The 14,058-nt window shown below is 36.9% G+C and carries 10 protein-coding genes; 9 read left to right on the forward strand and 1 reads right to left on the reverse strand.

What is annotated here, in order from left to right; translation table 11 throughout:
• The first annotated feature begins 3 nt into the window (after positions 1–3).
• From DIZ80_01665 to DIZ80_01680, 4 genes are all read left to right on the forward strand, one after another.
• Positions 4–447 (forward strand): AsnC family protein, encoded by a 444-nt coding sequence (locus DIZ80_01665; protein ID RDH85749.1) that lies wholly within the window; start codon positions 4–6, stop codon positions 445–447.
• A gap of 2 nt (positions 448–449) precedes the next feature.
• Positions 450–953 (forward strand): protein nirH, encoded by a 504-nt coding sequence (locus DIZ80_01670; GenBank protein ID RDH85663.1) that lies wholly within the window; start codon positions 450–452, stop codon positions 951–953.
• Positions 954–962: 9 nt separating this feature from the next.
• Positions 963–2,186, forward strand: coding sequence for a heme d1 biosynthesis radical SAM protein NirJ (gene nirJ / locus DIZ80_01675; GenBank protein RDH85664.1), 1,224 nt, complete (start codon positions 963–965; stop codon positions 2,184–2,186).
• Positions 2,187–2,380: 194 nt separating this feature from the next.
• Positions 2,381–3,946 (forward strand): cytochrome C oxidase Cbb3, encoded by a 1,566-nt coding sequence (locus DIZ80_01680; protein ID RDH85750.1) that lies wholly within the window; start codon positions 2,381–2,383, stop codon positions 3,944–3,946.
• Positions 3,947–3,995: 49 nt separating this feature from the next.
• Here DIZ80_01680 and DIZ80_01685 read toward each other — a convergent pair whose 3' ends face one another.
• Positions 3,996–6,140 (reverse strand): hypothetical protein, encoded by a 2,145-nt coding sequence (locus tag DIZ80_01685; protein ID RDH85665.1) that lies wholly within the window; start codon positions 6,138–6,140, stop codon positions 3,996–3,998.
• A gap of 449 nt (positions 6,141–6,589) precedes the next feature.
• Here DIZ80_01685 and DIZ80_01690 point away from each other — a divergent pair, with 449 nt between their 5' ends.
• The 5 genes from DIZ80_01690 to DIZ80_01710 all read left to right on the forward strand — a co-directional run bounded on the left by DIZ80_01690 (position 6,590) and on the right by DIZ80_01710 (position 14,034).
• Positions 6,590–7,537, forward strand: a complete 948-nt coding sequence (locus DIZ80_01690; protein RDH85666.1) for a hypothetical protein — start codon at positions 6,590–6,592, stop codon at positions 7,535–7,537.
• Between the two features lie 15 nt (positions 7,538–7,552).
• Positions 7,553–10,066: a GGDEF domain-containing protein gene (locus DIZ80_01695; protein RDH85667.1), complete on the forward strand. Its 2,514-nt coding sequence runs from the start codon at positions 7,553–7,555 to the stop codon at positions 10,064–10,066.
• 91 nt (positions 10,067–10,157) lie between these two features.
• Positions 10,158–12,362 carry a TonB-dependent receptor gene (locus DIZ80_01700; GenBank protein ID RDH85668.1) on the forward strand — a complete coding sequence of 735 codons (2,205 nt, stop codon included), beginning with the start codon at positions 10,158–10,160 and terminating at the stop codon, positions 12,360–12,362.
• 45 nt (positions 12,363–12,407) lie between these two features.
• The gene (locus DIZ80_01705) at positions 12,408–13,211 is read left to right on the forward strand and encodes a citrate synthase (GenBank protein RDH85669.1); all 804 of its coding nucleotides are present in this window, start codon (positions 12,408–12,410) and stop codon (positions 13,209–13,211) included.
• Positions 13,195–14,034 carry a hypothetical protein gene (locus tag DIZ80_01710; protein ID RDH85670.1) on the forward strand — a complete coding sequence of 280 codons (840 nt, stop codon included), beginning with the start codon at positions 13,195–13,197 and terminating at the stop codon, positions 14,032–14,034. Before DIZ80_01705 ends, DIZ80_01710 begins: the two co-directional genes overlap by 17 nt.
• The last annotated feature ends 24 nt before the right edge of the window (positions 14,035–14,058 follow it).

Here is a 14,058-nt window from a genome sequence, read left to right on the forward strand (position 1 = left end):
AATCTGCACGAGCACGACAGGATAATAATTAACCAGTTACAGGGAGGTTTTCCTATTTGTGAAAACCCATGGGGTGAGCTTGAAAAAACACTGGATATACCTGCCGATGAAATCATAACGCGTGTAGAACGCATGAAATCAGAAGGTTTGCTGAGTCGTTTTGGTCCCATGTATCATGCTGAAAAAATGGGAGGTGGATTGACCCTCGCAGCGATGAAAGTCAATAAGCAGCGCTATGATGAAGTGACAGAAATAGTGAATAGCTTTGCTGAAGTTGCACATAATTATGAACGTGAGCATGAATTAAGTATGTGGTTTGTTATTGCTACTGAAACACCGGAACAAATTCAACAGGTGATTGAAAAGATAGAACAAAAAACGGGTATTAGAGTATATAATATGCCTAAAAAGCAGGAATTTTTTCTTAATCTTAAGTTTGAGATTTGAATATGTTAGCAGCTCAACAAAACATAACTAAATATATTCTTGATGATGTAGATAGAAAAATAATATCGGCTACTCAGTCTGGTTTGCCATTAACACTTCACCCGTATCATGATGTTGCTGAACAGATCGGACTGGATGTTAAAACCGTTATTACACGTATGCAAAACATGACAGACCTGGGGATTATTCGTCGCACAGGTGTTGTACCCAATCATTATAAATTAGGCTTTAGATCAAATGGCATGAGTGTCTGGCAAGTGCCAGAAGAAAAGATTACGCAATTAGGTGAAAAAATAGGTTCGCTTGATTTTGTTAGCCACTGTTATCAACGCCCGCAATTTCTTCCTGAGTGGCCATACAACCTGTTTGCTATGGTGCATGGTACATCGCATGATGAAGTTCATGAAAAGGTTAAAAATATTGCAGAATTATTAGCAGATGACAATATAGCTCATCAGGTTTTATTTAGTACCCGAATCCTTAAGAAAACAGGTTTAAGAATATAAGGCACCAATATGTTCAGAATGACACAATTCATGAAATCACTGGCTGAAGATACACCGTTAGGGCCAGCACGAAAACCACCTGGCCCTGTTGTTATCTGGAACCTTGTGCGACGTTGTAATTTAACCTGCAAACATTGTTATTCTATTTCAGCTGATAAGGATTTTCCCGGAGAGTTAACCACCGAGCAGGTGTTTACTACAATGGACGATCTTAAACAGTTTAAGGTTCCCGTTTTAATTTTATCTGGTGGTGAGCCACTTTTGCGCCCGGACATTTTTGATATTTCACACCGCGCTAAAGAAATGGGTTTTTATGTAGGGTTGTCTACAAACGGTACATTAATTACAGAAGATAATATCAAACAGATAGCTGAAGTCGGATACGATTATGTCGGTATCAGTATAGATGGCATGGAAAAGACACATGATATGTTCAGGCGTCGTGAGGGAGCATTTAAAGAATCAATGCACGGGATTGACTTGTGTAAGGAAAATGGCATTAAAGTGGGGCTGCGCTTTACCCTGACACAGGATACAGTGCATGAGTTACCTGATATTTTGAATTTAATGGATGAGAGAGATATCGATAAGTTTTATCTTTCTCATTTAAATTATGCGGGTCGGGGTAATAAAAACCGTAAAGATGATGTATTTCATAAAATGACCCGTACGGCTATGGATTTATTATTTGATGTTTGCTGGGATCATATCCAGAGAGGCAACGAAAGAGAGTTTGTAACGGGTAATAATGATGCTGATGGCATTTACATGATGTTATGGGCTAAGAAAAATATACCCGAAATATTTGAAGGTAAAGAATCAGAGCTTATTACTCGCCTGGAAAACTGGGGAGGAAATGCGTCCGGTGTGAATATTTCAAATATTGATAATCTGGGTAATGTACATCCTGATACATTCTGGTGGGACTACAACCTGGGTAATGTTAAAGAAAGAAAATTTTCAGAAATATGGCAGGATACGTCTGACCCATTAATGGCTGGATTTAAGCAGGAACAAAGACCGTTAAAAGGGCGTTGTGCTGAATGTGAACATAAAGCTATATGTGGTGGTAATACGCGGGTAAGGGCTTATCAGTTGACCGGTGATCCATGGGAAGAAGATCCAGCCTGTTACTTAAGTGATGAAGAGATAGGTGTTGAATCTTCAGATAGACGAGTTGAAAATAGACCTTATGATGGGCGTTTGAAAGATATTAAGATTAGTCGAGCTTAGTATTTTTAATTTGTAACTATCTACGATTGTATTTTCATGTAAATATTGAACAGAATTTTTGAATCGAAATAAATAGTTATTTCGTCATCCCCGAACGCTTGTGTCGGGGATCCAGCGACTTTACAGGATATAAGGACACTAGATTCCCGATACAAACTTTGGGAATGACAGTGTTTTTATATGAATTTTACATTATGAAATTAATCACCCCCATATTCTTATTTGTTCTGACACTAACTAATATTGCTCATGCAAATGTTACACCTGAAACAAAAGAAAACTTTAAAACCCATTGTGCAAGCTGTCATGGTGAAAACAGATTAGGTCTTATGGGGCCTGCATTATTGCCTGAAAACTTAAAACGACTAAGGCAGAAAGCTGCTCATAAAGTGATTGGAGAAGGCAGGGTAGCGACACAGATGCCTTCATTTAAAGACAAACTCGATAAAACTGAAATACAGTCACTGGTTGATTATATTTATACTCCCCTGGCAGAAATTCCGAAGTGGAATATGGATGACATATTAACCAGTCAAATTATTTATCCTGAAGTGAAAAAATTACCAGCTAAACCCGTATGGGATGCTGATCCAATGAATATATTTCTTGTTGTTGAATTAGGCGATCATCATGTAACAGTTTTAAATGGGGATACATTTGAACCTGTTCATCGATTTGCTTCGCGTTTTGCATTACACGGCGGCCCGAAGTATTCACCGGAAGGGCGTTATGTCTATTTTGGTTCACGCGATGGCTGGATTACAAAGTATGACTTATATAATCTGGCGGTTGTTGCTGAAATTAGAGCCGGTATTAATATGCGAAATGTTGCAGTTTCAAGTGACGGAAAACATGTGATCGCTGGAAATTATCTACCTCATACTTTGGTGGTTTTGTCTGCTGATGATTTAACACCTGTAAAAGTCATACCCGTAAAAGATGCGGCGGGTAATAGTTCAAGAGTCAGTGCGGTATATGATGCAGCACCACGAAAAACATTTATTGCTGCACTTAAAGATATTAAAGAAGTGTGGGAGATATCATATGAAGATAATCCGCCAATGGGATTTGGTAAGTGGATGCATGACTACCGAGAAGGTGCGGGTGAAAATGCAAATAAATCAAAACAACGTGAAAAATTCCCTATACGAAAAATTAAAACAGAAGATTATTTAGATGATTTCTTTTTTAATCAATCATACGAGTTAATTATTGGTTCATCTCGAGATAAAGAAGCAAAAGTTGTTGATCTGGATTTAGGTCGCACAATAAAAACACTTGATTTGCAGGGGATGCCGCATATGAGCTCAGGTATTACCTGGGAGTATGAGGGTAATACTGTTTTGGCCACGCCTAATCTTAAAGAAGGGGTAGTGACTATAATTGATATGAAAACGTGGAAAACTATTAAACGCATTAAAACACTAGGTCCTGGTTTCTTTATGCGCAGCCATGAAAATTCAGCTTATGCCTGGGTTGATGTGTTTTTTGGGCCAAATAAAGAAGCGGTTCATATTATTGATAAATCAACACTGGAAATTGTAAAAACATTACGACCTGCTAAAGGTAAAACGGCTGCACACGTAGAGTTTGATAAAGATGGTGAGCATGTTTTGTTAAGCATTTGGGATATGGATGGTGAAGTTATTGTTTATGATGCGAAAACATTTAAGGAAATAAAAAGGCTGCCAATGAAGAAACCCTCAGGTAAGTACAATGTGTATAATAAAATAACCCGGTCTGCGGGTACGAGTCACTGAACGTTTACATTTTTTAATGGATGTTTAGATAAATCAAAGAGAGAGGGGTTTAGTCGAACTCTTCTCTAATACGTTGTAATAGTTTTTTTATGTTATATGGCTTATCTAATTTATTTTTATGTAAATTTTCATCATAATTTCTAATACTATTTGAATCACTATATCCACTTGCCATTTGTATTTTTATATCAGGATATTTTTCCTTAACAATTGATGCCAGTTTGTAACCGCTCATACCCGGCATGATCACGTCGCTTAGTAATAAATCAACATGTTCTGTTTCAAGTGTTTTTAATGCCTGCTCTGCATTATTAGCAGTTAAAACCTTATATCCATTAGAAAGTAATATTTCTTCTACAAGTAAACGTAATGAATCTTCATCATCTACAACCAATACTGTTTCATGGCCAGAAATTATTTTAGAGGAAGAAGGTAAGTTCTTGTCAGGTGTTACTAAATCGGGGTTATCCTCTGATGTAGAGTAGAGATATCGAGGTAAATATATTATAAATTCGCTGCCTTCATTAATTTTGGAGGTGACCTGTACCCCGCCTTTTGACTGTTGCACAAAACCATAAAGTTGACTCAGGCCTAAACCGATTCCTTTCTCTCCCTTGGTGGTATAAAAAGGATCAAATATTTTCTGCAATGTTTGTTCATCCATACCGCAGCCGGTATCGCTAATAGATATAGCGATGTAATCTCCCGGTGTGAGATCTAAAGCTTTAACTTCATTCTCATTTAGGCTCAAGTTGCGTGTTTTAACTGTTAATAAACCAATGTCTTCGATTGCGTGCATAGCGTTAATACTCATATTGAGTATGGCATCTTCTAAAGATGACTTGTCTATCCACGAGGGCCATAAGTTATCTTCTAAGTCATAGTTTAGTGTTATTCTTGCTGTTAAAGTTTTTTCCAGCATATGCCGGACATTATTAAGTAATTTGTTAATGTCAGTTATTTCAGAAGAAAAAATACTTTTTCTGGAAAAAGTTAATAGCTTCGAAGTTAGTTTTTTTGAGCGATTACCCGCTTTAATAATTTCAGTTAAATATTCCTCTGACTTTTCATTGTTTGAAGGTATATTGAGTAGAAGTTCAGAGTAACCGATAATCACGCCTAACATGTTATTGAAATCATGCGCTATACCACCTGTTAGCTTTCCCAGTGCATCCATTTTCTGAGTGCGTAATAGCAGGTCGTTCATGGTTTTAAATTCTGTTATGTCTTTGTCGACTCCTCGATAACCGGTTAAATCCCCATTGTCGTTGATAATAGGTACACCATTGGTGCGTAAATAAACATGTTCACCATTTTTGTGAATATTCCAGTTGTCCAGATCAGTAATTTTTTCATGGTTTTCAACTAGTTCTTTGAAGTAACTGGATACACGTTTACTTTCATTGCTGGACATTAAATCAAAGGGTGTTTTACCAATGATTTCATTTGATGAATAACCGAGTATATTTGAAACATTTTCACTTGCATATGTATATATCCCCAGGGAGTTCACTTCCCATATCCAGTCTCCTCCGCATAGGGCAATATCCTGAAATCGTTGCTTATTGTTGCTTAATTCATGATTAATCGATTGCTGATCCTGTAATGCAATGAATAAATTGTTCTGATAAAAATATAAAAGAAACCCTACGATAATCCCAGAAAAAATAATTAATATAATGAGTGCTTTCTGTATAAGATTAAAGAAAGTCTGGTCCGATTCTATTAGTGTTTTTATATCAAAAATGATGATGTCTATGTCATGTAACAGATTGATAAAGCTGGCATCATATTGTTGATCAATTTTGCTACCAACACCTGAGTTTTCAAATGAGTTATATCGAATACGTGTTATTTCACGAAATGCCTGTAATTTTTTCTCTACGGTTACTAATTTCAGATTAATAGCGTTATTTTCGACACCATTATCAATTGCGTGTAAAAACGTTTCGGCATGTCTAATATGGAACCAGACGGTGTTAATATCCTCGTTTCTATCACCTGACATGATTTCTTCAAACCAGAGATGTGCAACCGTAAGCTCCTGTTTGACTTCAATCGCAGATGCCACCAACGTTGAGTATTTTGAGACCATTCTATCTGCATAATGAACTGATATGAACGTAAGGAATACAAGCAGCAGAGTGACTGCGGCCATAGATAGAGGTAAAATGTTTTTTGATTTTTTTTTCATCTGTGATACATCAATAAATCCATTTATGCGAATGAAAGTTTTTCATTCGTCTTTAAGTCAATTATCTGCAAATTATAAATCGTTTCACGCATATTTTGACTTTAACTAGTATGTTTATGATCTCAATCATGTTTTTTCGTGATTCTTTTTCAATGTACACTTTGGTAGTTGAGCTGTCGTTTTTGGGCATTTGTTATGCGTATAAAACACACAGGTAATCTGCAATTTAATTCGCAAGATGCTTCATATGTTGGTTAAGTGTGGATTGACGTATATTTATTATCTACTGGTGAGGATATTTCTACTGTAGAAGCGCTGTTTTAGTTCTATACTCTATAAACTAGATCGGCACAGGATGATTATAAGTATATTAGCCGACGTTAAATCATGGTATTAAGTTTAATAGAAACAATGACATATCTATTTTATTATGTCGAACAGGGTAAATAGTGAAAGTAGTTAGTGGCCTTAAGCGTGTCATTCAATGGACGATTAATCTATCTCTAATAATCTTCAGTGTTATTAGTGTACAGCTGGTTCGTGCAGAAACGGTGCATCTGGCCGTTTTATACCCTGAAGCAAGCGGAAGTTACTCTAAAGTTTTCAAAAACATACTTGATGGTATTGAAGAGCTTGAAGATACCCATATTATTACTCGAGTTGTAACAAAAAAAACCCGCGCTGAAGATATAGATAACTGGTTGAAAAACAACCAGATTCAGACCGTTCTTTCCCTTGGACAGCGAAGTTATAAAATATCCAAACAGCTTGATAGTGGTTTGCCATTAACCATTGGTGCGTTAGTCGCTACACCAAATGGGCATGGTGGTATCAGTATGGATGGAAGCCCTGAAGTATTTCTGCATCATCTTGAAAATCTGGCTCCAGATGTGCAAAGGGTTCATGTTGTATATAGTGAGAAAAATACAGGCTGGTTAATCGAAATTGCAGAACAGGCCGCAGCAAAAAGAAATATAGAGCTGTTTTCTTATAAAGTCGAAAATCTAAAACAGGGTATTCAATATTACAATGAGATATTAACTAAAGTTGAAAGTAATAAAGACGCGATCTGGATTCCACTAGACAGGATTGTTCCAGATAAAGCGATATTACCAAAGGTTTTACAGGCTGCCTGGGAAAAAAATATTGTTATCTTTTCGAATAATCCGATACATGCAAAAAAAGGCACGTTATTTGCTCTGTTCCCTGATCATAAACTCATGGGAAAAAAACTCGCCAGTATTGCCGTTGAACAGGTTCGTGCAAAAGGAATATATAAGCTATTCCCAACCTCTGATTTAAAATTAGCTATTAACAAACGTACAGCCTCACATCTGGGGCTGAATTTTTCAAAAAGTAAACTACGTCAGTTTGACATAGTTTTTCCTACAAGATGAATCAGGGCTTATATAATGAACTGGTTTAAAAAGGGCTTTTTATCTCAATCGAGTTTTAGAAAGCAGTTATTTTATATCTTTACATTAAGTGTGCTCGGGCTTTCCATCGTTACTGCAATAACGTCGACCTTGTTTGCAAGTAATCAGATGCGAGATCAGATCATTAATGAAGGTATTCAGGTTACTTCTAATTTAGCATCTCAAAGCATGTTGGCACTATTATATGCCAGTGCTGAAAATGCTGAAGATGCTGCAATATCAGCATTAGCTTTTCCCGGTGTGGTTTATGTTCGTATATTAGATAGTAATTTTGATTTGTTATTAAGCAAAGGTAATATGAAAAATGAACCTTATGCCGTCATTCCTAAAAAATATCTAACGGATACTGCTCGAGTAGTTAGTGAGTCACCTAACGTCTGGCATTTCTTTGCGCCGGTATATACACCAGTTAATGATGAAAGTCCGCTTTATATAGATGATATAGGGGGTAAAGAATTAATTGGATCCGTTTATATCGTTGTTGATAAAGGTGCATTAAATAAAATACAGAAAACAATTTTTCTAACCAATATTGGTATTGCTCTGGTTGTTACTACCGTTATTCTTTTCTTGCTAGGCTTTGTATTAAAACGTGTGACTGAGCCATTACATAATCTTTCTAATACGATGCAGAACGCGAAGAAGGGTGATGTACAGGTTAAAGCAATATTAAAAGGACCAAAAGAAATCGTTCATATTGCCAGTGTGTTCAATGGCATGATGGAGGTGCTGGAAGATAAACAGGAGGCACTATTCAAAGAAAAAGAACGTGCACTGATTACGCTGAATTCAATTGCAGATGGGGTTATTACTACAGATATTGAAGGTAGAGTGCTTTATCTGAATCCGGTGGCGGAGCGTCTGACTGGTTGGAAACTGGAAGACGTTCATGGAACCGCACTGGATGATATTTTTCAGATGTTTGATGAAAAAAATCATCAGAAAGAAGATAACCCGATTTTAAAATGCATTAAGTATCGACAGGTGATAGTTTCAGAACAACATTGCATGTTCAGGCCTCGTGTAGGTGATGAAATATTTGTTGAAGATTCAGTTGCTTTAACTCGTGATAAAAATAACAGTATTACCGGTACTGTAATGGTGTTTCATGATGTGACTGAAACTCGAAATATGGCTCAGAAACTGACTTATCAGGCAACCCATGATTCATTAACGGGTTTAATTAATCGTGCTGATTTTGAGCGCCATTTATCAAGTGTATTAAGTAAAATTAATGATGGCACTGAGCATGCGTTATGTTATATGGACCTTGATCAGTTTAAAGTAATTAATGATACCTGTGGCCATATGGCAGGGGATCAGTTATTACAGAATATTTCTAATTTACTTTCCAGCCGTGTAAGAAAAGCAGATGATACGCTGGCCCGTGTAGGTGGAGATGAATTTGTTCTGTTATTAGAAAACTGCCCTTTAGATCAGGCTGAAAAAATAGCTAAATCTATGTGTGAAGCGGTGCAGGATTATCGTTATGTCTGGAATGATAACCCATTCACTATCGGTATCAGTATTGGTCTTGTACCCATTAATAATACCAGTCACGAGTTTCAGGATATTTTAAGTAAAGCAGATTCGGCCTGTTATATGGCAAAAGAAAAAGGTCGTAACCGGGTGCATACTTATCTGGTTGATGATGAAGAATTAATGCAACGACAGGGTGAAATGAATGTGGTGTCGAGCATTACGGAGGCTTATGAAAACGACCTGTTTCAGTTGTATTATCAGCCTATCGTAGCAATGGGTGAACTTGAGGAAAAAACCCAGCATTACGAAATATTAATTCGTATGTTAGATAGAGAAGGCAATATATTGCCTCCGGGTTTCTTCCTGCCTGCTGCAGAGCGTTATAACCTGGCACATAAGGTTGACCGTTGGGTGATACGTGCATCGCTTAACTGGCTCGCCAGGAACCCCATTCAGCTGGAAAATTTAAAATGTTGTGCCATTAATCTTTCGGGTATGTCTCTCAATGATGAAAAATTATTTGATTTTATAGATTTACAATTAAGAAAAACCAAAGTGCCGACAGACAAAATCTGTTTTGAAATAACTGAAACCGCCGCGATTACAAACCTCTCGAGAGCCACAGGTTTAATTGGGCGATTAAGAGAGTTAGGCTGTAAAACCGCACTTGATGATTTTGGTAGCGGCATGTCATCATTCGCTTATCTTAAAAATTTCCCGATTGATTATTTAAAAATTGATGGGGTATTCGTAAAAGACATTATTACTGACCCTATAGATAATGCGATGGTAAAATCCATTAACGACATTGGCCACGTATTAGGCCTTAAAACAATTGCAGAGTATGTGGAAGATGAAGAAATACTCAATAGATTAAAAGAATTAGGTGTAGATGAAGCACAGGGATATCACATCGCTAAACCACAGCCACTTGATGCATTAGCTGATGCTAATATTGAGAAGCGCAAAAATGAAAAAAATAATGTGGTTACATTGATATCCAGATAAATTAGCCTACGCTATATATACGAATAGAAAAACATACTAATAATTATAACTTAATGCCCATTAGAGGCTAAATGAATATTACCTGACAAGAATGGATGCGTTGTCGTTGGAGAAATTATTAATGAAACGCCGTTTACTTACCGCTTCCATATCAAGTTTATTGTTAACGACTGCATTATCTATATCAGCCCAGACTGAAAGTGAAGAAGATGATCTTTATCTGCTTTATGGTGACGATGAGATGATCAGTATTGCTACCGGGTTTTCTCAACCTATTTCTAAAGCTCCGTCAACAGCTACTGTTATTACAGCCGAAGACATTAAAGCGATGGGGGCACTGACGCTCGAAGAAGCACTCGAATCCGTTCCCGGTTTACATTATTCGTTATCAACCTTAACTTCACTTGGTCAATATAATATTAGAGGTATAAAAACAAGCATAACGCCTCAGGTTCTTATAATGATGAATGGTTATCGGATATCATCAGATTTATTAAGTGGTGTTTTTTCAGAAAGCTCTAAAATAAATATTAAAAATATTTCTCGAATTGAAGTTATTCGAGGTCCTGGCTCAGCAATTTATGGGGCAGATGCATTCTCTGGTGTGATTAATATTGTTACTAAAAATGCTAATGAGTTAAATGGTTTTAATACTGGTGTTAGAGCGGGCTCTAATGACACAAAAAATGTATGGGCACAATATGGTGGAGGGTTCGATAACGGATGGAGCCTGGCAATTAATGTTGAACATGCTCAACAAGGTAAGGACGACAGTCAATTTATTACAAGTGATTTCCAATCTAACCTGGATCCAATCCCATTCCTGGCTACATCAGCCTCATTAGCACCTGGTAGTCTGGATTATCGTTATGAGTCAACTACATACAATATTCATTTAGACAATGATAATTGGAAAATTGGCCTCGATGGTTGGGTGCAGAGAGATGTAGGGCAGGGTGCTGGTGTTGCTTTAGCTCTTGATTCGAATGGATATGGTGAATTTGATCAATATTTATTTTCGGTTGAATATAATAATAAGGATTTGGTGGAAGACTGGGAATTTACTAGTAAGTTGAGTTATCAGAGTGTTGATACACAATACAATTTTGATATTTTTCCTTCGGGCGCTAGCTTGTTAATTGGTGCCGATGGTAACGCTTTTTCAGCACCTAACGCGGCTTGCCCTGTAGATCCAGTATTTGGTCAAATGTGCGTAGTTCAATTTCCTGATGGTTTTCTCGGTAATCCCGGTAGAAAAAGTACGATACCTCAATTGGATTTAATAGCATTTTATGATGGGTTGGCTAAACATAATTTTCGTTTTAATGTTGGAGCAAAACAGGAAGAGTTAGTTGCCAATGAATCTAAAAACTTTGGGCCCGGAATAATAGATGGTTTAACTCCTGTAATTGATGGGACCTTAACCGATGTTACAGGTGATCAAAGTTCAATATATACCAGTGATGATAAAAGAACTATTAAGTATTTTTCTATGCAGGATGTATGGAGTATAGCTGCTGACTGGACATTTACGGCGGGTATTCGCTATGATGATTATTCAGATTTTGGTGGTACTACTAATCCACGATTAGCATTAGTCTGGAATACCTATGATAATCTAACTTCTAAATTATTATTTGGTAGTGCTTTCAGAGCACCTGCATTTTCTGAATTGAATAATAAAAATAATCCTGTAGCTATTGGTAATAGTGACTTAAATCCCGAAACAATTGACACGACTGAACTTGCATTTTCATACCAGCCATTAAGTGGACTTCATACTAATTTGAATATATACCATTTCACAACAAAAGATATGATTAGTTATACTGGTCCAGGAAACATTGCAGAAAATGCCAATAGTTTAGAAGGCAAAGGTTTTGAGTTAGATGCGGACTGGAAAATAAATAAACAATGGCGTTTATTAGGTAATTTCGCATATCAAAGTACTAAAGATGATGTGACTGATGTTCAAGGTGCATTTACACCACAACGTCAACTGTATGTGGATTTACGTTGGAAGTTTCTGTCTGACTGGGAGTTGTCAAGCCAGCTCAATTGGGTAGGTGATAGAGAAAGAGAGCTTACCGATGTCAGGGAAAGCATTGATGATTATACACTGGTTAATTTAACACTTAGAAGAAGAAATATTGCTGATAATATTGAAGCGGCAATTACTATTAATAATGTTTTTGATGAAGATGCTAGTGAGCCAACAAGTGAAAACACAATATCTGATGATTTTCCATTAAACGAACAAAGAATTTATTTTGAATTAAGTTACCATATAAATTAATAAAAAATATTACTACAGCTAATTAGAGTAAACTGATAAAATTTTATGGATAAAAAATCAGAAAAAAATCATGTTTATTCGCATAAAACAAATACAAGTATCTGGCATGAAGAGGCTGGCGTAGGCAATCCGTACGCAGTTGAAACATGCAGGTTGCATGGATATGATTTATTTGATTTATTAAAGTCGGCAAAGTTTGTTGACACCCTGTTTTTACTATTCACGGCAGAATTACCAACCCCTGAACAATCCCGGTTATTAGAAACACTCATGATCTTTCTGATTAACCCTGGCCCAAGACATAATGCCACTAGAGCAGCAATGAATGCAGGTGTAAGTAAGGCTGACCATGCACATATATTACCAATTGGTTTGATGGCACTGGGAGGGGAGCATCTGGGTTCTACGGAAGTCGAGCAATCAATTAACTTTTTTAATAGTAAAATTAACTTAGATCCTGAAGAGGTAGGTGACCAATTATTAAGTTCAGTTAATTTTTTAGAAGCTGGTGATAACCATATTGCTCCTGGATTTGGTTCAAGGTTTAATAGTATTGATAGTGTTGCAGAAAAAGCAGCTAAACATTTGGTCTTGCTGCCAGGTGCTGGTCATTCTCTAAAGTGGGGAAATCTATTTACTGATAAAATTTCTGGCGAAGGATTTAGCTGGTTAAATACAGGGGTTGCTGCCGCTGTATTTAATGATCTGGGCATAGGTGCAAGAGAGGGTGCCGGTTTATTTCAGTTAATGAGCGCGCCTGGATTACTTGCACATGGTTTAGAGCAAACACATAAACCTATTACTGCAATGCCTATGTTACAGGATGAAGACTATGTCATTGAAAAATAAAATGATAAATGTGAGTTACTGGGATGAACGCAGGGGTAAAATATTTAGCTCTGCTGGTGGCTGGAAGGGAGGGGTAGATGCATATAGTCATGGCCATTCTATTATGGATGAACTGCTTGGCCATGCATCTTACATGCAGATGATTATATTGAATGCTACAGGTAAACTTGTAGATGAAAATTTATCTAAATGGCTTGAAGGTAATTTTATTGGTATGAGTTATCCTGATCCGCGTATCTGGTGTAATCAGGTAGGGGCTTTATGTGGCTCATCTCGTACTTCTGTTACTGCTGCTACAGTGGCAGGAACTCTTGCTGCAGACTCTCGAGCATATGGTGGAAGTAAAACCTCCCTTCAGGGCATTCAATTTATACAAGATGCTTTGAAAGAGTATAAAGAGGGGAGTAGTGTTGAGACGATAGTTTCTAATTGCAAAATGAATAGAAATAATCGACCCGTAATAACAGGTTTTGCTCGGCCAGTTGATAAGAAAGATGAAAGAATAAAACCCCATGAAGATATGACTTCTAAACTGGGCTTTGCAGTAGGTGAACATTTGTCTCTTGCATATGAAATAGGACTTTATCTGGAAGAGAAATATAATTTGGGTATTAATATTGGTGGTTATACATCTGCATTCCTGTCTGATCAGGGTTTTACTGCAGAGGAGGTTTATCAAATAAAATCAATGGTTGTTGCAAGTGGTGTTACCGCATGTTTTATTGATGCTAAAAATAAAATTCCTGATTCTTTTTTGCCATTACGATGTGATGATATTGAATATAATGGCCATGCCCCGCGTGATTTACCGCGATTAAAATAACAGCTCACTAATACAAGAGATAAA

The organism is endosymbiont of Galathealinum brachiosum, from assembly GCA_003349885.1.
Lineage (GTDB): Bacteria > Pseudomonadota > Gammaproteobacteria > SZUA-229 > SZUA-229 > SZUA-229.